The sequence below is a fragment of the Bradyrhizobium sp. BR 1432 genome, from assembly GCF_051547705.1.
GTDB classification, from domain to species: Bacteria; Pseudomonadota; Alphaproteobacteria; order Rhizobiales; family Xanthobacteraceae; genus Bradyrhizobium; species Bradyrhizobium zhanjiangense.
Genome location: NZ_JBPUGF010000004.1, coordinates 577157 through 597972 on the forward strand (window position 1 = coordinate 577157; position 20816 = coordinate 597972).

23 protein-coding genes, 1 tRNA gene and 1 pseudogene are annotated in these 20816 nt (G+C 64.5%); 9 read left to right on the top strand and 16 right to left on the bottom strand.

All coding sequences use genetic code 11. The features are described 5' to 3' along the window. Nucleotides 1–99 precede the first annotated feature (99 nt). From ACSKB8_RS43620 to ACSKB8_RS43650, 7 genes are all read right to left on the bottom strand, one after another. Nucleotides 100–1293, bottom strand: coding sequence for a CaiB/BaiF CoA transferase family protein (locus tag ACSKB8_RS43620; RefSeq protein WP_438111609.1), 1194 nt, complete (start codon nt 1291–1293; stop codon nt 100–102). Nucleotides 1294–1327: 34 nt separating this feature from the next. Further along, a complete protein-coding gene (locus tag ACSKB8_RS43625) occupies nt 1328–2257 on the bottom strand; it encodes a glycine reductase (RefSeq protein WP_438111610.1) in 930 nt (309 codons plus the stop codon). Nucleotides 2258–2525: 268 nt separating this feature from the next. Beyond that, on the bottom strand, nt 2526–3107 hold the full coding sequence (locus tag ACSKB8_RS43630; protein WP_438111612.1) for an NUDIX domain-containing protein: 582 nt from the start codon (nt 3105–3107) through the stop codon (nt 2526–2528). A gap of 61 nt (nt 3108–3168) precedes the next feature. Next, complete coding sequence (locus tag ACSKB8_RS43635; RefSeq protein ID WP_438111614.1) at nt 3169–4329, bottom strand: hypothetical protein; 1161 nt, start codon at nt 4327–4329, stop codon at nt 3169–3171. Nucleotides 4330–4475: 146 nt separating this feature from the next. Beyond that, the gene (locus ACSKB8_RS43640) at nt 4476–4931 is read right to left on the bottom strand and encodes a GNAT family acetyltransferase (RefSeq protein ID WP_438111616.1); all 456 of its coding nucleotides are present in this window, start codon (nt 4929–4931) and stop codon (nt 4476–4478) included. Next, nucleotides 4928–6355, bottom strand: a complete 1428-nt coding sequence (locus ACSKB8_RS43645; RefSeq protein WP_438111618.1) for an FAD-binding oxidoreductase — start codon at nt 6353–6355, stop codon at nt 4928–4930. The genes ACSKB8_RS43640 and ACSKB8_RS43645 overlap by 4 nt, the downstream gene beginning before the upstream one ends. Before the next feature lie 23 nt (nt 6356–6378). Then, complete coding sequence (locus ACSKB8_RS43650) at nt 6379–7368, bottom strand: L-threonylcarbamoyladenylate synthase (RefSeq protein WP_438111620.1); 990 nt, start codon at nt 7366–7368, stop codon at nt 6379–6381. Between the two features lie 68 nt (nt 7369–7436). Here ACSKB8_RS43650 and ACSKB8_RS43655 point away from each other — a divergent pair. After that, nucleotides 7437–7513 (top strand) — tRNA-Pro (locus ACSKB8_RS43655). A 210-nt stretch (nt 7514–7723) separates the two neighbouring features. Here the strand turns inward: ACSKB8_RS43655 and ACSKB8_RS43660 are convergent. The 6 genes from ACSKB8_RS43660 to ACSKB8_RS43685 form a co-directional block, all read right to left on the bottom strand. Continuing rightward, nucleotides 7724–8932, bottom strand: coding sequence for a pYEATS domain-containing protein (locus ACSKB8_RS43660; protein WP_438111621.1), 1209 nt, complete (start codon nt 8930–8932; stop codon nt 7724–7726). Beyond that, on the bottom strand, nt 8869–9693 hold the full coding sequence (locus ACSKB8_RS43665) for a hypothetical protein (RefSeq protein ID WP_438111623.1): 825 nt from the start codon (nt 9691–9693) through the stop codon (nt 8869–8871). Before ACSKB8_RS43665 ends, ACSKB8_RS43660 begins: the two co-directional genes overlap by 64 nt. After that, on the bottom strand, nt 9659–10369 hold the full coding sequence (locus tag ACSKB8_RS43670) for a hypothetical protein (protein WP_438111625.1): 711 nt from the start codon (nt 10367–10369) through the stop codon (nt 9659–9661). The genes ACSKB8_RS43665 and ACSKB8_RS43670 overlap by 35 nt, the downstream gene beginning before the upstream one ends. A gap of 127 nt (nt 10370–10496) precedes the next feature. Continuing rightward, nucleotides 10497–10739 carry a hypothetical protein gene (locus tag ACSKB8_RS43675; RefSeq protein WP_438111627.1) on the bottom strand — a complete coding sequence of 81 codons (243 nt, stop codon included), beginning with the start codon at nt 10737–10739 and terminating at the stop codon, nt 10497–10499. Nucleotides 10740–10741: 2 nt separating this feature from the next. Next, nucleotides 10742–11317: a hypothetical protein gene (locus ACSKB8_RS43680; protein ID WP_438111629.1), complete on the bottom strand. Its 576-nt coding sequence runs from the start codon at nt 11315–11317 to the stop codon at nt 10742–10744. After that, a complete protein-coding gene (locus tag ACSKB8_RS43685; RefSeq protein ID WP_438111630.1) occupies nt 11301–11678 on the bottom strand; it encodes a hypothetical protein in 378 nt (125 codons plus the stop codon). Before ACSKB8_RS43685 ends, ACSKB8_RS43680 begins: the two co-directional genes overlap by 17 nt. A 374-nt stretch (nt 11679–12052) precedes the next feature. On the opposite strand from ACSKB8_RS43685, the gene ACSKB8_RS43690 reads away from it, so the two are divergent. Further along, nucleotides 12053–12301 carry a hypothetical protein gene (locus ACSKB8_RS43690; RefSeq protein WP_438111632.1) on the top strand — a complete coding sequence of 83 codons (249 nt, stop codon included), beginning with the start codon at nt 12053–12055 and terminating at the stop codon, nt 12299–12301. Nucleotides 12302–12413: 112 nt separating this feature from the next. On the opposite strand, the gene ACSKB8_RS43695 is transcribed toward ACSKB8_RS43690, so the two are convergent. Both ACSKB8_RS43695 and ACSKB8_RS43700 read right to left on the bottom strand, forming a co-directional pair. After that, nucleotides 12414–12740 (bottom strand): hypothetical protein, encoded by a 327-nt coding sequence (locus ACSKB8_RS43695; RefSeq protein WP_091892543.1) that lies wholly within the window; start codon nt 12738–12740, stop codon nt 12414–12416. Nucleotides 12741–12958: 218 nt separating this feature from the next. Continuing rightward, nucleotides 12959–13183 carry a hypothetical protein gene (locus ACSKB8_RS43700; RefSeq protein ID WP_438111634.1) on the bottom strand — a complete coding sequence of 75 codons (225 nt, stop codon included), beginning with the start codon at nt 13181–13183 and terminating at the stop codon, nt 12959–12961. A gap of 234 nt (nt 13184–13417) precedes the next feature. Here ACSKB8_RS43700 and ACSKB8_RS43705 point away from each other — a divergent pair, with 234 nt between their 5' ends. The 5 genes from ACSKB8_RS43705 (at nt 13418) to ACSKB8_RS43725 (ending at nt 17511) form a co-directional block, all read left to right on the top strand. Beyond that, nucleotides 13418–14377: an N-carbamoyl-D-amino-acid hydrolase gene (locus ACSKB8_RS43705; protein WP_438111636.1), complete on the top strand. Its 960-nt coding sequence runs from the start codon at nt 13418–13420 to the stop codon at nt 14375–14377. Between the two features lie 433 nt (nt 14378–14810). Continuing rightward, nucleotides 14811–15365, top strand: coding sequence for a TetR/AcrR family transcriptional regulator (locus ACSKB8_RS43710; protein ID WP_438111638.1), 555 nt, complete (start codon nt 14811–14813; stop codon nt 15363–15365). Nucleotides 15366–15417: 52 nt separating this feature from the next. Continuing rightward, the gene (locus tag ACSKB8_RS43715) at nt 15418–16605 is read left to right on the top strand and encodes an MFS transporter (RefSeq protein WP_438111639.1); all 1188 of its coding nucleotides are present in this window, start codon (nt 15418–15420) and stop codon (nt 16603–16605) included. A gap of 138 nt (nt 16606–16743) precedes the next feature. Beyond that, nucleotides 16744–17163, top strand: a complete 420-nt coding sequence (locus tag ACSKB8_RS43720; protein ID WP_249760300.1) for a DUF4118 domain-containing protein — start codon at nt 16744–16746, stop codon at nt 17161–17163. Nucleotides 17164–17301: 138 nt separating this feature from the next. Next, entirely contained in the window at nt 17302–17511 is a 210-nt protein-coding gene (locus ACSKB8_RS43725) for a hypothetical protein (protein WP_091892639.1), read from the top strand. A 257-nt stretch (nt 17512–17768) separates the two neighbouring features. Here ACSKB8_RS43725 and ACSKB8_RS43730 read toward each other — a convergent pair whose 3' ends face one another. After that, a complete protein-coding gene (locus ACSKB8_RS43730) occupies nt 17769–18746 on the bottom strand; it encodes a LysR family transcriptional regulator (RefSeq protein WP_438111642.1) in 978 nt (325 codons plus the stop codon). 120 nt (nt 18747–18866) lie between these two features. On the opposite strand from ACSKB8_RS43730, the pseudogene ACSKB8_RS43735 reads away from it, so the two are divergent. Together ACSKB8_RS43735 and ACSKB8_RS43740 are read left to right on the top strand one after the other, a co-directional pair. After that, nucleotides 18867–19905 (top strand): annotated as a pseudogene (locus ACSKB8_RS43735) (class 1 fructose-bisphosphatase). Between the two features lie 12 nt (nt 19906–19917). Continuing rightward, on the top strand, nt 19918–20793 hold the full coding sequence (locus ACSKB8_RS43740; RefSeq protein WP_438111644.1) for a phosphoribulokinase: 876 nt from the start codon (nt 19918–19920) through the stop codon (nt 20791–20793). Nucleotides 20794–20816 lie beyond the last annotated feature (23 nt).

Below are 20816 nucleotides of genomic sequence, written 5' to 3' on the forward strand. Positions count from 1 at the left end.
GTGGGCAAAGCGAAGCGTGCCCACCATCGTGTATCGAGCAAGCAGATAAATGGTGGGCACGGCGCGTTGCGCCTTTGCCCACCCTACCGCAGCGGTGCTTTAAACAACCTCCCTTGCCCGCAGCGCTGCGATCTCCGCCGCATCGAACCCGAGTTCGCCGAGCACCGCATCCGTATCAGCCCCCAGCTCAGGCGCCATGCGATCCAGCTTGCCGCCGCCATGGGCGAGCTTGAACCCGCTGCCGGCAAAGCGCAGGCGGCCGTAGGGCGTGTCCAGCTCCTGGATCGCGCCGCGCGCCTTGATCTGCGGGTGGTCGATCACCTCCTCGACCTTCCAGATGCTGGCGCAGGGCGCGCCGGCGTCTTCCAGGATCGTCTCCCATTCGCGCGCCGGCTTGGCCGCCAGCGCTTCCTCGATGATGGCGCGGAGCGCGCCCTCGTTCTCGTTGCGGGAGAACCAGTCGGCAAAGCGCGGATCAGTCAGCGTATCCTCGCAGCCGAGTGTGCTCATCAGCGCGCGGTACTGCTTCTCGTTGTTGACCGCGAGCAGGATGTGGCCGTCGCCGCATTTGAACAGGTTGGCCGTGGTCCTGCGGCTCACCGCCTGATTGCCCGAAAGCTGCTGGCGATGGCCCGCGACCGACCAATCCGCGATCTGCCCGGACAGAAACGCCATCGTCGCCTCCAGCATGGAGACGTCGATGAGCTGGCCCTTGCCGGTGCGGTCGCGCTGATACAGTGCGCTCGACACACCAAATGCAGCGGTCGCGCCCGACAGCACGTCGCACACCGCAAAGCCCGCGCGCGTCGGTCCGGTCTCGGGATGGCCCGTGATCGCCATGATGCCCGACAGCGCCTGCATCTTGCCGTCATAGCCGGGCCGCAAGCGGTCCGGGCCGGTCTGGCCGAAGCCGGAGACCGCGCAATAGATCAGCTTCGGATTGATCGCCGACAGCGCCTCGTAACCGATGCCGAGCTTGTCCATCACGCCGGGGCGGAAGTTCTCCATGACCACGTCGACGGTCTCTGCGAGCTTCTTGACGATCGCGATCGCCTCCGGCTTCTGCAGATCGATCGTCAGGCTGCGCTTGTTGCCGTTGATGGCCTGGAATGCCGGCGCCAGCCCGCGCTCGGCCCATTCGCGGCTGAGCGGCGTGCGGCGCATGTCCTCGCCCTCGCGCCGCTCGACCTTGATGACGTCGGCTCCTAGCAGCGCGAGCTGATAGCTCGCATAGGGACCGGCCAGCACTTGCGTGAAGTCCAGGATCTTCACGCCCTCGAACGGTCGCGTCACGTCTCTCTCCCTTTTTCTTCGTTATCGGAGGACGTCAGGCGGCGCGGTTGCCGCGCGCGATCTCCTTCTGCTTGTCGAATTCGGCGCGGCGGCGCGCCAGCTCTTCCGGCGAAAGCTGCGCCACGTTGTTGTAGTCGAGCTTCCAGGAGGCATCCTCGCTCCAGCGCAGCGGCGATTGCATCGTCGTTTGCGGGCCGCTCGCGGTCTCCAGCAATCTTAGCGCGAGCTCGAGTGTCTGCGCCTGCGAGCCGACATCATGTGGCTTGCCGGCGGAATTGCCGAGCGGGAAATCGGAGAACAGGAAGCGCGGCACGGCGGCGTGCTCGACGATGTCCTTGGCGCAGCCCATGATCACGCTCGGAATGCCGTTCCGCTCCAGGTGCCGCGCGACCAGCGCGGTGGTCTGGTGGCAGACCGGGCAGTTCGGCACCAGCACGGCGACGTCGACCTTGTCGGCAAGACAGCGCGCCAGGATATCCGGCGCGTCGGTATCCAGCGTGACCCGATGGCTGCGGTTGGTCGGGGCGCCGAAGAAGCGCGGCGCGACCTCGCCGATCCGTCCTGCGGCGCTCGCCTTCAAGAGCTGCGGCAGCGGAAACCAGGTGCCGCTGTCGGTGGCCGAAGTGTGCTTGCGGTCGTAGCCGATGTGCGAGATGCGAAGGTCGTGCTCTGTCGACGTGTCGCCGTCATAGACCTGGTAGAATTTCGCGCTGCCGTTATATGCCGCGCCAGGCCCCTGGTCGCCCTTGGTCGGATCGAACGGCGCCGCGGTCGTGATGATCGTCACGCGCGACTGCGCCAATGGCTTCTTCAGCGGCTGGAACGGTGCCTCCGTGTAATGCGCCCAGCGATACGGCGTGGTATAGCCGATCGCCGTGTAATAGTCGCGCGTGCGCTGCATGTAGGGCACGGGCGAATCGTAGTCGGGCGCAAAGCCAAATTCGTCGTCGCGCGGAGCGGACATGGGCGCGTCTCCTGGTTCTTGGTTAGGGCCCAGACTAGAGATAGTTTTCGAGTTGCTCAACGGGGAGTGGGGTGGCGCAGGTCAGAATTGCATTGCGCAATGGCTCGCCGCGAAGCAGGTCCGCTCCCTCGCCCCGCTTGCGGGGAGAGGGTTGGGGTGAGGGGGAGTCTCCGCGAGGAAGGTGACAGTGGAATTCGCGGAGGCTCCCCCTCACCCGATCGCTTCGCGATCGACCTCTCCCCGCAAGCGGGGCGAGGTGAAGAAAGCCCTACCTAAAAATATGCAGAGCCGCGTATTGCAGCAGCATGATCGCCTTGGCATCGATGATGCGGCCGTCTGCGATCATCGCCAGCGCCTCGTCGATGGAAAGCTCCAGCACCTCGATGTCCTCGCCCTCGTGCTCGAGGCCGCCGCCGTCGCTGACCCGCATCTCCGGCTCGTATTCGGCGACGAAGAAATGCAGTTTCTCGGTGATGGCGCCGGGGCTCATGAAGGCCTCGAACACCTTGTGGACGTCGTGCAGGCGATAACCGGTTTCCTCCTCGGCCTCGGCGCGGATGCGCACCTCGGGTGCGGCATCGTCGAGCACGCCGGCGGCCGCTTCGATCAGGAGATCGTCGTAGCCGCGGATATAGGCCGGCAGGCGGAACTGGCGCACTAGGATCACCGTGCGCCGCGCGCGGTTGTAGGGCAGCACGGCTGCGGCGTTGTCGCGCTCATAGGTTTCCCGGTGCTGCGTCTGCCACTCGCCATTGGCGCGCCGGTACTCGAACGTGGTGTTCTTCAGCGGGGTCCAGTTGTCCGAGAGCACGCGGACGTCCTTGATGCGGACACGGTCGGAAATTGACAAGCCATTCTCCAGATTGCTGCGGGTCCGCACCCGTCACGCAGCAGGAGACCGGGCCCAGATTTCACCAGATTTCAAATGCAAAGCGCGAGTAAGGATCCCCCGCGATCTGGCCCAAAATAAACCGTGTCGAGGTTTCGTCTAGTGTCAATGCGGCCGCCACCGCTGTGAGCTGCCTCTGGGCGGCAGCCTGCGCCGGGGACACCGCAGGCGCTTGGCCACCGTTTGCCAGCGCGTTCGTGGTGGCTTTGTCGAGTTCATCGAGCGGATCAATCAGCCCGATCACCTCGATGCTCGTAGGCAAACCTAACTTGTTCAGGATCTTCATCTGCTCGTCGTTGAAATATGTTCGGACGAGGGCCTGACCGCAGCAGTCGAGAATGAACGCAAAATCCATTCCGGTCTTGATGGTCAGCACGACCGGGTCGCAATAGGCGAGCTGCAGCTTGGTGTTGATGCCCTCGTCGACGAAGCGCTCGGCGATCGGTGTCGCGACACCGTCGATGGTCAGCAATTCCTTAACGTCGTCGCTCGAAGAGCCTGCGTCGAGCTTCAGCGACGTCGATCCGGTCCGGCGCATGAACTTTAGCACAGTGTCGGTCGGAAACGCCCCGACGAAGAAGGCCAGCGCGGCTTGCGTGATATTCGTCCCGGAGATTGTGCCGGCGAACGCGGCGATCGCGAAGCCGAACGGCAAGGAGAGCAGGAGACGCAGCGTCGCCCGATTGACGTCGGACGTTACCACGTCGTTCTGCCGCACGCGGCCAATCAGATCATAAGTTACCCAGACATAGGCGCCGGCTAAACCGGAAATCGCGATCTTTGGCGCGATGTTTTCACCCGCGCTCATCCAGTCGTGGGTGAAGACCCATCTCATGCTGTGAAATGCCGCGAATAGAAGCGTCGCGGCAAACAGCAAGGTTGGAAAGGTGAAGTGCCGCCGACCGTAGCGCTGGTCATATTCCTTGGCGAAGGTTTCGGCGGTCACAGTTTGGCTCTGGGGGCAGAACGTATCGCGGTAGAGCTTGACCGCCTCATCGGAAAACCGCGACACGATCTGCAGCTTTCGGACTGCCCAACCATGGTAGATATAGTGGCCGAGTGGGATCAATGGCAGCGCCGCAACGACGCCGGCGCTGATCAGAATCGTGTTCTGCATGTTGCTCATTGCAAGCCCCCTTGAAATAACTCGAATATGGATCGCGGTGAGGTGGATCGTGAGCACCGACCACCTTCGCGATCGTCAAATTATAAAGACCACTAAAGCGTGTAATAAATTGCACCAACAATCAAGTGGTGCAGCCCGAAAATTCGTCACCGCGCCCTCGTGACAGGTTGTCGCGATCGTTTGATGCTTGAGTTTCCGGCGTCCTAAGACGTCGTCGCGCGGCCGTCGAGCCACTTCTGGAACATCACCGAGGTGGATTCCTCGTAGCCGAGCGATTGGTAGAACGCATTGGCCTGCGCGTTTTCGCGGCGGACCAGGAGCTGGAGCTTGAGAATTCCGGCCGCCCGCAGCCAGTCCTCGGCCACTGCCATGATGACGCGGCCGTAGCCGCGCTTCTGGCTATCGGGATCGACCGCGACGTAATAGACCCAGCCGCGATGGCCGTCATGGCCGACCATGATTGTGGCGACGATCGCGCCATTGTCGCGGCCGACCAGCACGGTGGAATTGTCGCGCCGCCGCGCCAGCGCGATGTCGGCATGCGGATTATTCCAGGGCCGGGTCAGGCCGCAGCGCTGCCACAGCGCGACGACGGGCTCGATGTCGGAATCCGTGATGGCGGCGATCGCGAGCGGAGCAGGCGGGATCGACGCTCTCACAGCACCTTCCCCGGATTCATGATTCCCAGCGGATCGAGCATCGCCTTGATGGACCGCATCAGCTCGATCGCGGTCTTGTCCTTCACCTCGGGCAGCTCGTCGCGCTTGAGCACGCCGATGCCGTGCTCGGCCGAGATCGAGCCACCCATGCGCAGCACGATCTCGAAGACCACCGCGTTCATCTCGTGCCAGCGGGCGAGGAAGTCCGCGCTGTTGGCGCCGACCGGCTGGCTGACATTGTAGTGCAGATTGCCGTCGCCGAGATGGCCGAACGGCACCGGCCGCGCCCCGGGGATCAGCTTCACCACGGCGGCATCGGCCTCGGCGATGAAGGCAGGCACGGCCGCGACGGGCACGGAGATGTCGTGCTTGATCGAGCCGCCTTCCGGCTTCTGTGCCGCCGACATCTCGTCGCGCAGCTTCCAGAAGCCGGCGCGCTGGGTGAGGTTGGCCGCGATCACGGCGTCGTCGACGATCTCCTCTTCCATGGCGCGGGTCAGGATCGTCTCCAGCGGCGTGCGCGCATCCTCGCTCGGAGAGGACAATTCCATCAGCACGTACCAGGGATGCTTTTCTGCGAGCGGATCGCGCACGTCGATGCCGTGGCGGATCGAGAAATCGACCGCCATCTGCGACAACAGCTCGAAACTCGTCAGCGCATTGGCGGCCTCGCATTGCGCGATCGTGAGCAGTTTGAGCGCCGCCGCCGGCGACTTCAGCCCGACGAAGGCGGTCTCGATTGCCCGCGGCTTCGGAAATAGTTTTAAAGTCGCCGCCGTGATGATGCCGAGCGTGCCTTCGGCGCCGATGAAGAGGTTGTGCAAATTGTAGCCGGTGTTGTCCTTCTTCAGCTTCGACAGCACGTTCAGCACGCGCCCGTCGGCCAGCACCACTTCCAACCCCAGCGCCATCTCGCGCGCGACGCCATAGGCGAGCGCGGCGGTGCCGCCGGCGTTGGTCGAGAGATTGCCGCCGATGGTGCAGCTGCCTTCGGCACCCAATGACAGCGGAAACAGCCGGTCGACCTCCGCCGCCTTTTGCTGCGCGATTTGCAGCACGACGCCGGCCTCGCAAGTCATGGTGTTGGAGGCGGTGTCGACCTCGCGGATCTTGTCGAGCCGGCGCAGTGACACCACCACTTCGCCATTGTGCGGCGTCTGCCCGCCGACGAGGCCGGTATTGCCGCCCTGCGGCACCAGCGCGATCCTGTGCGCGGAGGCGAGCTTGCAGATCTCCGAGACTTCAGCCGTCGAGCCCGGACGCAGCACCAGCGGCGAGCGGCCGTGGAAGAGGTTGCGCTCCTCGGTGACGTAAGCCTCGATGTCGGCGGTATCGGTGATCGCGTGGCGCTCGCCGACGATCTTGCGAAATTGTTCGATCAGCTCGGGCGCAAGCGGCAGGGTGGCGGACTTATTGACGTTCATGGTGTTGTCTCTTCTCAAGCTTCTTATCGCGCAACCGCAGCCCGACGCAGCCGGTCGTTGATCGCTTCGCCGAGTCCTTCTTCGGGGATCGTCATCACGGCGATCGCGCGTGGCCCTCTGGCATCGAGGGCGCGAAGATAGCCGAACAGATTGGCCGCGGCTTCATCGAGATCACCGGCGGGCGACAAATTCATGACAGCGGCGGCGGCATCAAGGCCAGGCGGACGTGCCGGGCCGAAGGCCAGCAGCGCTTCGCCCGGCGCGACCTCGCGCGCATTGAGCCGCACGGCCGCGCGCGGCGCGTAATGCGAGGCCAGCATGCCCGGCGCCAGCGGCTGGCTGTCCTCGCTCTCGGCCTCCGCTGGCGGCCGCGCCAAGGGCGCGCCGAGCACGGCCTCGATTTGCTCGCGCGACAGCCCGCCGGGGCGGAGCAGCATCAATGTCTCGAAGCAGCCGACGATCGTCGATTCGACGCCGACCTCGACGGGCCCGCCGTCGACGATCAGGTCGATCCGCCCCGCAAGGTCGCTTTCGACATGGGCGGCCAGCGTCGGCGAGACATGGCCGGAGATGTTTGCGGATGGTGCCACCACCGCCCCGCCAAAAGCGCGCAGGATCGCCTGGGCCACGGGATGGGCGGGAATGCGGATCGCGACCGTGTCGAGGCCGGCGGTGGCGAGATCGGCCACCGGGCAGTCGTCCGTCTTCGGCACCACCAGCGTCAGCGGCCCCGGCCAGAACGCCTCCGCGAGCTTCAGGGCGCGTGCATCGAACCGGCCGATCCGCCGCGCGGCGGCAACGTCCGCGACATGGGCGATCAACGGATTGAACGCGGGCCGCCCCTTGGCGGCGTAGAGATGGGCGATCGCGGCGGCATTGGCGGCATCCGCCCCGAGCCCATAGACTGTCTCGGTCGGAAACGCGACCAGCCCGCCGGCCGTGAGCGCCCGGGCCGCGGCCGCAGCGGCAGCCTCTCCGGCCGGTAAAATCAGCGTTTCAAGACCCGTTTTCACAGGGATAAAATTCCTCAACTCGGCCGCTTGCGGTGCGCCAAACCCGACGCTATAAGCCGCCTTCTTGTCGGAGTGTGGCTCAGCCCGGTAGAGCACTGCGTTCGGGACGCAGGGGTCGCAGGTTCGAATCCTGCCACTCCGACCATTCTTCCAAAAGTCGACGTATTCCCAGAGGCTTGGCAGACCGGCCGCCGGCGCCTCGGGAGCGCCTTTTTGCAACGATTTTCGAGGCGGGTCCACGGCCGATTTGGTCCCAGCAGGGACGTCTGTGCGCGTGGCATGGCTCGTCGGCAGCGGGATGATCCAAACGGCCGGGGTTTCTGGGACGACGGCTCGTCTGGCCAGATCTAACCGCTCACCACTCCTTCACGATCGTCGGCGCATCCGGCAGCTCGGCAAGGTCGAGCTCGAGCTCCACCTGATGCGACGCAATCCACACACCCACCGTGAAGCCGCCGAAGGCGCGCAGCGGCAAATGCGCCTCTCCTTGCCGGAACGGCGCCTTGACGCGCTCGCGGCGGAACGTGTCATGCAGAAAGAACTCGGCTTCGGTCGCCGTTTGCGGCTCGCCCGGGGCCGCCGTCACCACCAGGTTGATCTGGACCCATTTGGGATCATTGGTCTCCGCAAAGCTCGCTCTTAACGCGAAGCCGTCCTTTTCCGATTGGCCGCCGAAACGGCCTTTCTGGGGATCGTCGAAACGAGTGATCGGACGATGCAGGGCGGGCGGCTCCGCTGCGGACGACGAGCTGCTCGGCGGCGGGTTTGTCTTTGCGGCTGCCAGCTCTTGGGTGGCCTGTTGCAGGCGGTCCCGGAGCTGTCCGGCCGGTGTTAACAGTGTTCCCGCGAGGCTTGCCGCGGCACTCTTGGTCAGGTTCGGTGCGAAATTCAGATCGCGCGCTGCCGAGATAAGTCCGCGCGTGCTCAGCGAGAGCTTGCTCAGCGTGTCATGCAGAGCCGGCAAGTCCGTATTCGGGGGAAGTGCCAAGTCCAGTCCGGAGGCGAATTCTGAAAATGCATCATTCAATGATTTCGGCGCGGCCTTCGGGGTGTCTTCGAGGAGCGACGTCTCCCTTGCCGCACTCGGACGCCATGCGAGCCAGGGTCCGGCCGCGACGCGGCCGAGCGATGCGCCGCGGAAGCTGGCCGTATCGGGTACGGCGCTCTCTGTGCCCGCGCTGTGCCGTGCGGCGCATTCCCAGCTGATCGCAAGCATCGTCGGCGCGGTCAATCGGCCTTCCGTGCTGTGACCCAGCTCCCATCGCAGCGAAAACAAATCCGGCGAACTGTCTTGCGGGACGATCCCCTTAATCAGATCGAGCGCCTTGCCGCGCCATCGGTTCTCAAAATCCGGATCGCCGGCTGACCTTGAAGAGGGACCCGAGCCGGCGGGATAGGGATCATCGAGCGCGGGCGAGCCTTTGCGCGCGAGTTGCGACACGATGAGGCCGGCCGCATAGAGGCGCAGCAAGGGGTCGACGTCGGGGGCGTCCAGCCGCTTCAGCATCCGCGCATCCAGCGGGTCGCCGCCGATCGCGAGCGCATCCAGCAGCACCTCTGCCATCCGCACATCATTCGTTGGGGGACGGGCCCAGCCTGGATTGGCACCGTCAGCACGACAGTGCGCTCGGGATTGACGCCATAAAAGCTGTGACGTTCGAACTTGTCGCCGGCCGAGACGAGGGTCTCGGTGGCTTCGCGGGTCAGGAACACGAGCGTGCGCCTCCCCTCGATGGCGACAATAGTCTGATCGAGTTGAAGCCCGGTGCTGGTCCTGTAGCGAATGCGGTAATTGCCCGCGGGCACGCGGTATGCCTGCAACACGACGGCGCCGGCATCGAGCCGCTCGGTCTGCGCAGCCGCGAGTGCGCTGCTGTCGGATTGCATCGCGATTTCGTCGCGATCGAACAGGCGTACGTCATTCTCTTGGTCCGTGGAACCGGGGCTGACATTGCCTCGATTGCGCACCAGAATGACAATGTCCGATTGCTGTTGCTGCGGAGCCTTTTCCGCCGTGGCGGCAGCGCGCGCGAACAGGTCTCTGGCGGAATTCGCGGGCGGCGCCGCATTTCCCGAGAACTCGACATTCTGGGGTGCGGACGGCAGCAAGCGCACGAACTTCTCTTCGGGCTTTTCCGGCAGCAGCCAGCGGACGATATAGATTCCCTGCGGCAGCAGCTTTTCGACCCGTTCCGTGCCGCGAGCGCGTATCTGATAGTGCCCGTCGATGATCTGGATCTCGATGCCGGGCGGGCCGTCTGCCGAAAGCTTTGTCAGATCCGGGAGCGAGCTAGACTTTGACATGGGTCGGCTCCGGTCCATCATGCTTGAAAGGGTGCGAGAATCTATGGTCGGGCGTCTCGAGCGAATAGAACGTGCCAGCCGGCGCTTCGATGCGCGCTGTGCCGTTGATCTCTGCCTTGATGACCGTGCCATCCGCCCCGACAAGTTGCAGCGGTCTGGGTGTGGCGCCGTTCTCGAACGTGATGTCGATCGGAACGGTGGGGCTCGCCACCGGCGTCTGCAGCACGCAGAAGGGAGGGTTTCGGGGGTCGATATCGAAATAGGGATACTGCCGGCTCTCATCGAGGACGGATTGAATGGTGTTGGAGACGTAGACCTCGAGATCGTTGAGCGTCAGCTGGTTCGCAGCATTGCGGTGGCGCCGAAGTCCCTCCATCAGCACCGTCGAGAACGCCCCCCTGTTTGGCGCCTTCTCCGGCGTCTCAAAGGCCTTGGCGCCGCGCTTCGCCGCCCGGCCGATGCCAAAGGGTGCGTCCTGTCCCGCACCGCGCGGCCAAGGCAGTAGAGGCGCCGGGTCGTTCAAATTCATCGGACTGCGGCAGCAGTCGAAGAACATGATCGCTTCCGAGAAGTAGCCCATCTGAAGAAGACCGCGCCGCAGGTCGTCGCATGGGATCAATCCATATGTGGCCGAGTCACGATTGAAGTCGCCGGCGACAAAACAGGTTTGCGCGTCGCGCTCGATGCCGATCGCCACGGATTGCACGCCATGGCCGGCCATGAAGACGTAGATGCGTGTGATCGCCGGCGTCGCGCTTGGCAGATTTTTCGACATCATGAGCGCAGTGTCCGAAATCTCCTGGGCCCGTGGAGGCCTGCTGAGATCAGGAGTGGTGTCGTTGACCCAGAGGGTCGGACTTGCAAGGAAAGCCGCAAGCCTGGCTGACGGTGCTGCCGGGGCCGGCGAGGTCCAGAAGTACAAATGATTGGGACTCGACATTGCCGCCAGCGGGATCCAGTGCCCAGTCCGCAAAATCCGCCGCATCGGCAACGGCACCAAACAGGGTGGGAATGCCGGGCTTCTGGTAGTTGTTGATGCCGACAACCAGTGCGCACGCGTTCATCATGATCACCCGAAGAAAGTGACCACGCTCGCAAGCGTCATTTGATCATCGTCGAATGCGCCGTGCGATGTGGCGAGAGAGGAGAGTCCCGGGTTGCCTTCCGTGGTCGCATAGACCACGCCGTGGTTGGGAGAGGTCAGGAAGTTCAGGACAGCGCGCGCCGACGCGATCTGCCTGGGATCAGTGAGCCACGCAGGATCGGAGCCGAGGAAGCGCTGCATCCCGACGATCGGCGCGTCCGGAAACGCCTCCGCCCGTTGGTCCTCGAGCACACCGGAGATCACGTAGAGCAGCGAGCATGGATAGATGGCGGCGGTTCCGGGACCGAGGACCGCATCCTTACGCTCCAACTCGTCGTTCATCGTGAACATGCGGAATGCGCGGACGAATGGCGTTCCCAGTTGAAGAACGTCGGCAAACTCATCCATGCGCACGGCGGGCGCAAGGAAAGCGAGCCGGACGTCGGGAGGATTGGCTATCGATGCGAGGGCCCGGATCAGTGCCGCGGCCCAGATCGAGCCGGCGCTGTGCCCCGACACGCAAAGCAGGGACGGCCGGCCTGCCTCAAATGCCTTGATCAATGCCGCGCCGCATCCGTTCGCGACAAAACCCGATGAAGCCGATCAGCTTCTTCAGCACCGTGTGGTAGATGCGATCGTTGTTGAAGAGATCTTGCCAGTTCGTCTTCAGCGTTTCGAGCGCGCCCGTCCGCCAGACGACATAGATCTGCTCCCAGTCGGGCCCGAGCCCGAAGCCTGCGGGTGCCATGCCGCTCAAACGTTGCGCGGTCTCAAGGCCTGCCGCCTCGTTCACCAGGCCGCCATGCAAATGAAGCAACACCTTTGATGGCTGCGCCGCAAGGCGGCCGGCAAGGGCGTCGAAATCGTGCTGGCTTGCTTGATCGAGCTTGCCGTCACGAGTGCGCAAGATGCTGATTGGCATCGGAATCCCCCCGCTAAGCTCACGCTCCCGGCCTCCCTCGCGCGGTGCGATGTGGCCGGTTAATTCAAAACACAATCAAAAAATGCCTGCGCCGGCGCAGCTTTGCGTGCGGCCGAACGGTCGAGTTTTCACAAATTTCGTTGCAATCGCGGCGGGACGAGCCTCGCCTCCAGTAGCTCAGCCTAGCGAGGTCGCTCGCGTGAAGCGTGTGAAATACTTCACACAGAGGGAATAAATTGTGCTGCCGCCGGTGACGCCGCGCCCGGTCCGACTCGCCCGCAGTCCGACCCGCCCGCAGCCCTGGCACTCTGTTTGCTCAGTCAGGACCAAAGGCAGCCCCTAGCGGAGGGACTGTTTCAGGTTGAGGCAAAACAATGAAAGAAGTGTCCCGTTTCGGCTCTACCGGAGAGCTTCGGCTCAGCGCGCTGATTGCGGATCTGTGGTGGCGCGTTCAGCTCATGAATTCCGACATCCTCGAAGAAGAGGCCAAGGCCGGGGTGTTTGACGAGAAGGACCCGTCCTATCCGTTGCTCGCGATGAACCTTCGCGCGCGACGTGAGAATCTCGTGTCGACGATAAACGCGCTGGAGCAACGCGCGAAATCGGGCCGCGCGGCGGCGTGACGTCGGTGTTCTGGCCGTCCGCCATGCGTTGGGTTGGTTGACCGGCCGCCTGTTTTGGCTGTTTGGCCCGCGTCGCCCACGGCAACGGCCTGGGCCGCAAAGCACAACGAGATCACCGCCGCGTCACCAGCACGCCGACCAAAAACGCCAGCATCAGCGACGGCAGCGGCGCCTCGCGCACCATGCCGCGGACGATGTCGGGCCAGTGCGGGGCCGGGACGAGACTTGGCGACCTGACGTCGGCCAGCGGCGTCATGCCCCATTCCGAGGCGAGGTCGGTGATCTCGCGCGTGGCCAAGCGCGAGCCGTCGCGGACGCGGAAGATGGCGGCGTCGGATCGGTCGCGCGGCGCGAGCGCCATCAGCGTCGCGATCGCGGTGCGCAACGTCATCTCGCCATAGCCTTGCAGCCTCACCGACTCCTCGGGGTCGGACGTCATGCGAAATCCCTCACGGCGCAAAGTGGCGCGCGATGGTGAATGCCGCCGTCGCGCACAGCACCAGCGTGGAAATCGCGCCGGTGACGCCGCGCGCGAGATGGGCCCGCGACAGATGCCTGGTCATGGTCTTGCTCCATGTTCAGCATGGAAATGGTGGTGCGCGAGGTTGGTTCCTTGCGGCACACGCGAATCGCGAAAGGCCTGATGACTTGCCCTGATTACTTGCGCAGCAGCTCGCTCAGGGCGGCCGTCGCCTCCGCGCAGCGGATGTCGTCGATCTCGCGCGACAGGCTGAGCGCGCTCGATCTCAGCTCTTCGATCTTCCAGCCCTCGGGATGCTGGCTTTCGAGTTGGCCGAGCCGCTTGTTCAGCTCGTCCAGTCTCGACTGGAGCTGCCCGATGCTGGCGGCCCCATTCACTTTCCAAACGCGCTGTGCACGCATCGTATTTCCCCTGCTGGTCTCACGGCGTTGTGAGAGCGGTTCGTGGCCGGAATGGGAGTTTCTTTTGTCCGGCTTCAGACGGTGGGGAACCGTTGCAGATTGGCAACGAAGTTCCCTTGTTATGGCGCACAATCGCATGATGAGACCTGCAGGCACAGAATTTGATTCCTACCCGCGAAGTCGAGGGCGTTTCCGCGGTATCGACGAACCGCAAAGCGAACAAAGGAAAGACACGTGGCGAGATTTGTGAATGTTGCGGCCGGTCAGCTTGGCCCGATCGCGAAAAGCGAGACGAGGACCGAGGTTGTGGCGCGGTTGATGGCCATGATGCACCGGGCGCACGCAGACGGCTGCGACCTGATCGTGTATCCCGAGCTCGCGCTAACCACGTTCTTTCCGCGCTGGTATTTTGAGGATCAGGCCGAAATCGACAAATTCTTCGAGCGCGAAATGCCGGGGGCGGAGACGCGAGGCCTGTTCGACCTCGCGCGCGAGCTCGGCATCGGGTTCTATCTCGGCTATGCCGAGCTGACGGTCGAGGCCGGGATCGCCAGACGCTACAACACCTCCGTCCTGGTCGACAGAAGCGGCGCGATCGTCTTGAAATATCGCAAGGTCCACTTGCCGGGCCATGCCGAGCACGAGCCGTGGCGCAAATTCCAGCATCTGGAGAAGCGCTATTTCGAGCCCGGCGCAGGTTTCGGTGTGACCAGCGCGTTCGGTGGCGTAATGGGCATGGCGATCTGCAACGACCGCCGCTGGAGCGAGACCTACCGGGTGATGGGCCTGCAGGGCGTCGAGATGGTGCTGATCGGCTACAACACGCCAGAGCACAATCCGCCCGCACCGGAGCACGACCATCTCTCGCTGTTTCACAACCATCTGGTGATGCAGGCCGGCGCCTATCAGAACGGCACCTTCGTGGTCGGCGTCGCCAAGGCCGGTATCGAGGAGGGCGTGGAGCACATCGGCGGCAGCTGCATCATCGCGCCCTCGGGCGAGATCGTTGCGAGTTGCACGACGAACGGCGACGAGATCGCGCTCGCCCGCTGCGATCTCGATCTCTGCAATTCCTACAAGCGGACGACGTTCAATTTCGACGTTCACCGCCGGCCACGGGCCTATGGGATGATCGTGGAGCGGAAGGGCGTGGCCACCATGGCGGATGGGACGCCGGTGCCGCCGAGGGCGTGATTGGCTTCGTGCCTTACCTTGCGACGCTGCTTTTCCGATGGCGGAGCCGATGCTCCATACTCCGTCATTGCGAGGAGCCCTTGCGACGAAGCAATCCAGAGTCTTGCCGCGGAGGGATTCTGGATTGCTTCGCTGCGCTCGCAATGACGACGTTGAGAGAGCATGCCTCACTCTTCTCTCGTGCCCCGGACGCAGCGCAGCGCCCTTCAGCGATGCGCTGCAGAGCCGGGGCCCATGTCTCCGAGCATTCCGTGCCGCCATCCGGGACACGAGCGTGGTGGTCTGCTTGTCCGAGCGCCCCTCCGCCGCCCCTCCATTCACAACCAAGTGTCTTTATTCGGAAACGATCATTTCCTATCATTCCGCAATGCAAAAAGCCCCCCGCCGATCTCAGCCCGCCGCCCGTCCTCCGGGCCGCCCCCGGGAGTTCGACATGGACACCGCGCTCGACAGGGCCGTGCGCGTATTTCGCGAGCGCGGTTATCATGCCACCTCGATCGGCGACCTCACCGCGGCGATGCGGCTGGCCACGGGGAGCGTCTACAAGGCGTTTCGCGACAAGCATGCCGTGTTTCTGGCCGCCTTCGAACGCTACACCACGCTGCGCCAGGAGCAGACGCGCAGCGCTGCGGCGCGCGGCGCAAACGGCCGCGAGCAAATCCGCAACGTGTTGCTGTCCTACGTCGACCATTCCCAGGGCACCGAGGGGCGGCGCGGCTGCCTGGTCGTCGGCAGCGCGGTCGAACTGTCCGCGCTCGATCCGGTGGTCGGCGCCCGCGTCAATGCGCAGCTCAAGACAAACGAAAGCTTCATCGCCGGCCTCATTCGCAAGGGGCAGGCCGATGGCTCGATTCCCCGCCATGTCGCCGCCGACGACACCGCGCGGCTGATGATCTGCATCACGCAAGGCATGCGCGTCGTCGGCAAGGCGCGCCTGCCGCTCGACGGGATGCGCCTCGTCGCCGTCGCGATGAAGCTGCTCGCCTGAATTTTTTGTCATAATAGGGAATAGTCATTCCCTATTCATGGAGTTTATGCGAATGACGATGAATGCCACGATCGAGACCGCGCCGGATGCGGTGTCGCAACGCCTGACCTTCGTGCTTGCCGCGGCCTGTGGCATGGTCGCCGCCAACATCTATCATGCTCAGCCGCTGATCGCACCGATCAGCGCGGCGCTGGGCCTGTCGCATGCCGCCGCGGGGCTGATCGTCACCATGACGCAGATCGGCTATGGCGTGGGGCTTCTCTTCATCGTGCCGCTCGGCGATCTCGTCGAGAACCGCTCGCTGATCTGCTCGGTCATCGCGCTCGGGGCGGCGGCACTGCTTGCCGCGGCGTTCGCGACCCACGCACTGCCATTCCTGATCGCCGCGCTGTTCATCGGGCTCGGCTCGGTCGCGGTGCAGATCATCATTCCCTATGCCGCGCATCTGGCGCCCGAGGCCATCCGCGGCCGCGTCGTCGGCAACGTCTCGACCGGCCTGATGCTCGGCATCATGCTGGCGCGCCCGGTGTCGAGCTTCGTCACGGCGGCGCTATCGTGGCATGCGGTGTTCTTCGGCTCGGCCGCGCTGATGATCGCGCTCGCAGCCGTGCTCTGGGTGACGCTGCCGACGCGCAAGCCGGTCGCGCGGATGCATTATGGCGCGTTGCTGCTGTCGATGCCGCAGCTGGTGCGCACGACGCCGCTGCTGCGCCGCCGCGCGCTCTACCAGGCGAGCCTGTTCGGCTGCTTCACGCTGTTCTGGACGGTGGCGCCGCTCCAGCTCGCGAACGCGTTCGGCTTCACCCAACGCGGCATCGCGCTGTTCGCGCTCGCCGGCGTCGCCGGCGTGTTCGCGGCGCCGATCGCAGGACGGCTCGCCGATCGCGGCCATAGCCGAATCGCGACGCTGGTCGCGATGCTGCTCGCGGCTGTCGGATTCCTGATCACGCATGTCGGCGCGGCCGGATCGCTGCTGAACCTCGCCTGCCTGGCAGTGGCTGCGATCGCGATCGACATCGGCGTGCAGGGCAATGTGGTGCTGGGCTTCCGCGCCATTTTCCTGCTCGGGCACGAGCACCGCAGCCGCCTCAATGGCCTCTACATGGCGACGTTCTTCGCCGCTGGCGCCGCCGGCTCCGCGCTCGGGGCCTTCGCCTTCGCGCAAGGCGGCTGGACGATGGCATCGGCCATTGGCCTTGCCCTGCCGGTGGCCGGCTTGCTCGATGCGGCCACCGAGTAGCCGCCGGCATGGCCGGAATGGTGCGATACGGCCCGTTTACCAACGCCGCGAGGCCGCAATTTCCATCTCGCGGTCCGGCCGCCGCTGTAGTACTTTGGTCGCAAGCGGACCTGGTTAACAGGCGGCAGGGGGAGGCTGATGAGGCGTACGGGGCTGTTTGGCGTACCGCAGGTACGGCCATGGTCGTGGCAGGCGTTTCTGCTCGGATTCGTGGCCGTCGCGATGTCGGCGATGCTTCAGGGAATTTGTGTCGCGCTCGGCGCAAAACTCTATTTCGCGGCGTTCCTGCCCGGCCTCTTCGTGCTCGGGCTTGTCGCAGGCGTGCCGGCGGCGACCCTCGCCACGCTGCTGACCATTCCGCTGGTGTGGTGGGCGTTCATGCCGCCCTTCTTCGAGTTCAATTCGCTGACCAGCGCGAACACCGATTCCATCAACCTGTTCTGCCTGCTGGCCGTGCTGCTGATCGGCCTCGCCGATCTCTGCCGCGAGACGATGGCGATCGTCAGCCGCTGCGGGCTGAAGCGCCCGGGCGAGAGCGCGGCAACGAATCCGCAATAAGTCGGCTTTGCACGACCGTACGCGTTGCGCGCGCGCAACAGTTCGGCAACCATCCGCGAGCTTGCCGCGCGCCGCTAACTTTTCGAAAAAGATTTGGCCGCAGTTTCTCCCGCGGGAATGACGAGGGAGTTTTCGGACATGAACGGCCAAATAACCGGGCACGCCATCTTGGAGAACGTGCGCCGCTACCGCGGCATCGCATCGCTCTATCGCCAGACCGCTGCATTCCGCCCGGGCCAGAGCTGGTCGCTGCTGGAGCAGGCGAGGGATTGGGAGGCGCGGGCGCTGTCGGAGCTGGAAGCCTATTTCGCGGCACGCGCGGATTACGCCGCCCCACTCGCGGCCTGATTGTTAACCATCGGCGCGGCCTTGGTCCATCTTGCCGAAGCTGCGATCGACAGATCGTGCACGGGACACCACGCGGCGATTTCGGAGTTGTCTCGGCGCGCGCCTGTGCTAGCAACGGCTCAACGAGATCCTTCACGTCGGCCGGGGCAATCGATGATCACCTTCAACCGCATCTTCACGACGGAGCGCCTGCTCCAGATCATCGTGGTTCTGATCGCGACGATCGCCATGAAGCTGATGAGCTGAGCTTCGGCTGCCTATCGCCCGCCGAGTTCGGGCATCTCGGGCAGATCGTTCGAGCCTTCCGAACCCAGAAAATCGAACATCGCCTGCGCCGGCGGCAGCAGCACCTTGTCGCTGCGGCGGATCACGTACCATTGCCGGACGATCGGCAGGCCGGCGACGTCGAGCACGATGAGCCGGCCCTCGGCGAGCTCATGCGCCACGGTGTGCGCCGAGATGAAGGCGATGCCGAGCCCGGCGATCACCGCCTGCTTGATGGTCTCGTTGCTGCTCATCTCCATGCCGATGATCGGCTCGAGATCGGACTTCTGGAACATGCCTTCCATCAGCGTCCGCGTACCCGAGCCCGGCTCGCGGGTGAGGAAGGTCTCGTGCACGAGATCGGTCAGGTTGAGGCCGGAATCCTTCTCCAGCCAATGTCCCTTGCGCGCGACGATGATATGCGGATTGCGCCCGAGCTGGCGGACGTCGACCGTGACGTCGGCCGGTGGCCGACCCATCACGGCGAAATCGAGGTCGTAGCCGTGCATGGCCTCGCGGATCTCCTCGCGGTTGCCGATGGTGAGCTTGATCTCGATCTTGGGATAGCGCTTCGAGAATGCCGCGATCGCGTGCGGCACGAAATATTTTGCTGTCGAGACCGCACCGAGCTGCACCGTGCCGCCGGTCCGCCCCGCCAGCAGGTCGAGCGAGCCCTGGCAGTCCATGATCGCGGCCTCGACCCGTTCGGCCAGCGCCAGCACCTCCTTGCCAGCCTCCGTCAGCAGCATGCCGTCACCGGTCCGCTGCACCAGCGGCAGGCCGGCGAGGTCCTGAAGCTGGCGGAGCTGCTGGGTCACGGCCGGTTGGGTCAGCCCGAGATGGCTGGAGGCCGCCGTCACGCTGCCCTTGGCCGAAAGCGCCGCAAGCGAGCGCAGCTGCCGGATCGTCAGATGCCGGAGCTGGGTCGCCGCATGGCCGGGGCCATTATAAGAAAATTCTTTGAGGCTCATTATGAATAGAAATTTTCCTTATTAAGCTCGCCCTGTCAATCTCGTCGTGCTGGGACGGACCGCATCGACCCTCCAAGGGGGAGGGAAATGGATGCGGCGCCAGCAAGGGGATGGACGCAGATGACCGGGCAACTCAGGCTGGACGACCACCTTCAACGGTACTCAGAGACCGCGCCGCACGCGCTCGCCGTGGCGGCCGCAGTCGATGCCATCGCGGCAGCGGCGATCGAGATTGCCGACCTCATCGCCTCCGGCGATCTCGCCGACGCCTCGGGCCTGACGACGGGCCGCAACAGCGACGGCGATGTCCAGCGCGATCTCGACGTCCAGGCCGATGCGATCGTGCGCCGCTGCCTCGTCAGGCTGCCGATCGCGGCGCTGGCGTCGGAGGAGATGCGAGAGGCTCAGATCGTTCGACCGCGAAGGCCGCATCTGCGTCGCGATCGATCCGCTCGACGGCTCCTCCAACATCGACATCAACATGACCGTCGGCACGATCTTCTCGATCCTGCCGGCGCCTGATGATCTCTCACTCGCCTTCCATCAGCGCGGCTCGGCGCAGCTCGCGGCGGGCTTCGTCACCTACGGCCCGCAGACCTCGCTGGTGCTGACGCTCGGCGACGGCGTCGATATCTTCACGCTTGACCGTAAGGCGGGCTGCTTCCGCCTCGCGCGCAGCGGCGTGCAGATCTCCGAGGCCTGCGAGGAGTTCGCGATCAACGCGTCCAATCGCCGACACTGGGATGCGCCGGTGCGCGCCTTCATCGACGAATGCCTTGCCGGTGTCGAAGGGCCCGCCAACCACGATTTCAACATGCGCTGGATCGGCTCGCTGGTCGCGGAGGCCTATCGCATCCTCACCCGCGGCGGTGTGTTCCTCTATCCCTCGGACGCGCGCCCCGGCTATGGCGACGGCCGCCTGCGCCTCACCTACGAGGCGCACCCGATGGCGATGATCATCGAGCAGGCCGGCGGCTCGGCCACGACCGGGCGCGAGCGCATCCTCGAGCTGTCTGCGCAAAGCCTGCACCAGCGCGTGCCGCTGATCATGGGTTCGAGCAACGAGGTGCGGCGGGTCGAGGAATTGCATTGCGATCCCCTGTTGGTTGCCAGCGTCTCCGCACCGCTGTTCGCGCGGCGCGGATTCTTCCGGCTCTGAGCGAGGCGTCCCATGTCCAGGAAGCATCCGATCATCTCCATCACCGGCTCCTCCGGCGCCGGCACCACCTCGGTCAAGAAGACCTTCGAGCAGATATTTTTCCGCGAGAAGGTCAACGCCGTCTACATCGAGGGCGACGCGTTCCATCGCTACGACCGCGCCGAGATGCGCGCGCAGATGGCGAAGGAGGCCGAGCGCGGCAACAAGCACTTCAGCCATTTCAGCCCCGAGACCAACCTGTTCGAGGAGCTGGAGCGCGCGTTCCGCGACTATGGCGAGACCGGCACTGCGACGACGCGTCACTACGTCCACGACGCCGAGGAATCCGCGCTGCATGGCGTGCCTCCCGGCACCTTCACCGAGTGGAAGCGGCTGCCGGAGAGTTCGGACCTGCTGTTCTACGAGGGCCTGCACGGCGCCGTCGTGACCGACAAGGTCAACGTCGCGCGCTATGCCGACCTCAAGATCGGCGTCGTGCCCGTCATCAATCTCGAATGGATCGAGAAGCTGCACCGTGATCGCAGCGCGCGCGGCTATTCGACCGAGGCCGTCACCGACACCATCCTGCGGCGGATGCCCGATTACATCCACTACATCTGCCCGCAATTCACCGAGACCGACATCAACTTCCAGCGTGTGCCGACGGTGGACACCTCCAATCCGTTCATCGCGCGCTGGATCCCGACGCCGGACGAATCAATGGTCGTGATCCGCTTCAAGAACCCACGCGGCATCGATTTCCCCTATCTGCTCTCGATGCTGCCGCAAAGCTGGATGTCGCGCGCGAATTCGATCGTCTGCCCCGGCGCCAAGCTCGATCTCGCGATGCAACTCATCCTGACGCCGCTGATCATGCAGCTGATCGAGCGCAAGCGGAGCCTGAAGTGACGCACAGAAATGACAACAACGGG

Excerpts from the sequence above, each read along its gene's own strand:
- ACSKB8_RS43710 (WP_438111638.1), top strand. The coding sequence starts at position 14,811 with ATGGACACCGCGCTCGACAGGGCCGTGCGCGTATTTCGCGAGCGCGGT.
- ACSKB8_RS43665 (WP_438111623.1), bottom strand. The coding sequence starts at position 9,693 with ATGATGGACCGGAGCCGACCCATGTCAAAGTCTAGCTCGCTCCCGGAT.
- ACSKB8_RS43725 (WP_091892639.1), top strand. The coding sequence starts at position 17,302 with ATGAACGGCCAAATAACCGGGCACGCCATCTTGGAGAACGTGCGCCGC.
- ACSKB8_RS43695 (WP_091892543.1), bottom strand. The coding sequence starts at position 12,740 with ATGACGTCCGACCCCGAGGAGTCGGTGAGGCTGCAAGGCTATGGCGAG.
- ACSKB8_RS43740 (WP_438111644.1), top strand. The coding sequence starts at position 19,918 with ATGTCCAGGAAGCATCCGATCATCTCCATCACCGGCTCCTCCGGCGCC.
- ACSKB8_RS43685 (WP_438111630.1), bottom strand. The coding sequence starts at position 11,678 with ATGCCAATCAGCATCTTGCGCACTCGTGACGGCAAGCTCGATCAAGCA.
- ACSKB8_RS43730 (WP_438111642.1), bottom strand. The coding sequence starts at position 18,746 with ATGAGCCTCAAAGAATTTTCTTATAATGGCCCCGGCCATGCGGCGACC.
- ACSKB8_RS43715 (WP_438111639.1), top strand. The coding sequence starts at position 15,418 with ATGACGATGAATGCCACGATCGAGACCGCGCCGGATGCGGTGTCGCAA.
- ACSKB8_RS43675 (WP_438111627.1), bottom strand. The coding sequence starts at position 10,739 with ATGATGAACGCGTGCGCACTGGTTGTCGGCATCAACAACTACCAGAAG.
- ACSKB8_RS43660 (WP_438111621.1), bottom strand. The coding sequence starts at position 8,932 with ATGGCAGAGGTGCTGCTGGATGCGCTCGCGATCGGCGGCGACCCGCTG.
- ACSKB8_RS43720 (WP_249760300.1), top strand. The coding sequence starts at position 16,744 with ATGAGGCGTACGGGGCTGTTTGGCGTACCGCAGGTACGGCCATGGTCG.
- ACSKB8_RS43645 (WP_438111618.1), bottom strand. The coding sequence starts at position 6,355 with ATGAACGTCAATAAGTCCGCCACCCTGCCGCTTGCGCCCGAGCTGATC.
- ACSKB8_RS43690 (WP_438111632.1), top strand. The coding sequence starts at position 12,053 with ATGAAAGAAGTGTCCCGTTTCGGCTCTACCGGAGAGCTTCGGCTCAGC.
- ACSKB8_RS43625 (WP_438111610.1), bottom strand. The coding sequence starts at position 2,257 with ATGTCCGCTCCGCGCGACGACGAATTTGGCTTTGCGCCCGACTACGAT.
- ACSKB8_RS43700 (WP_438111634.1), bottom strand. The coding sequence starts at position 13,183 with ATGCGTGCACAGCGCGTTTGGAAAGTGAATGGGGCCGCCAGCATCGGG.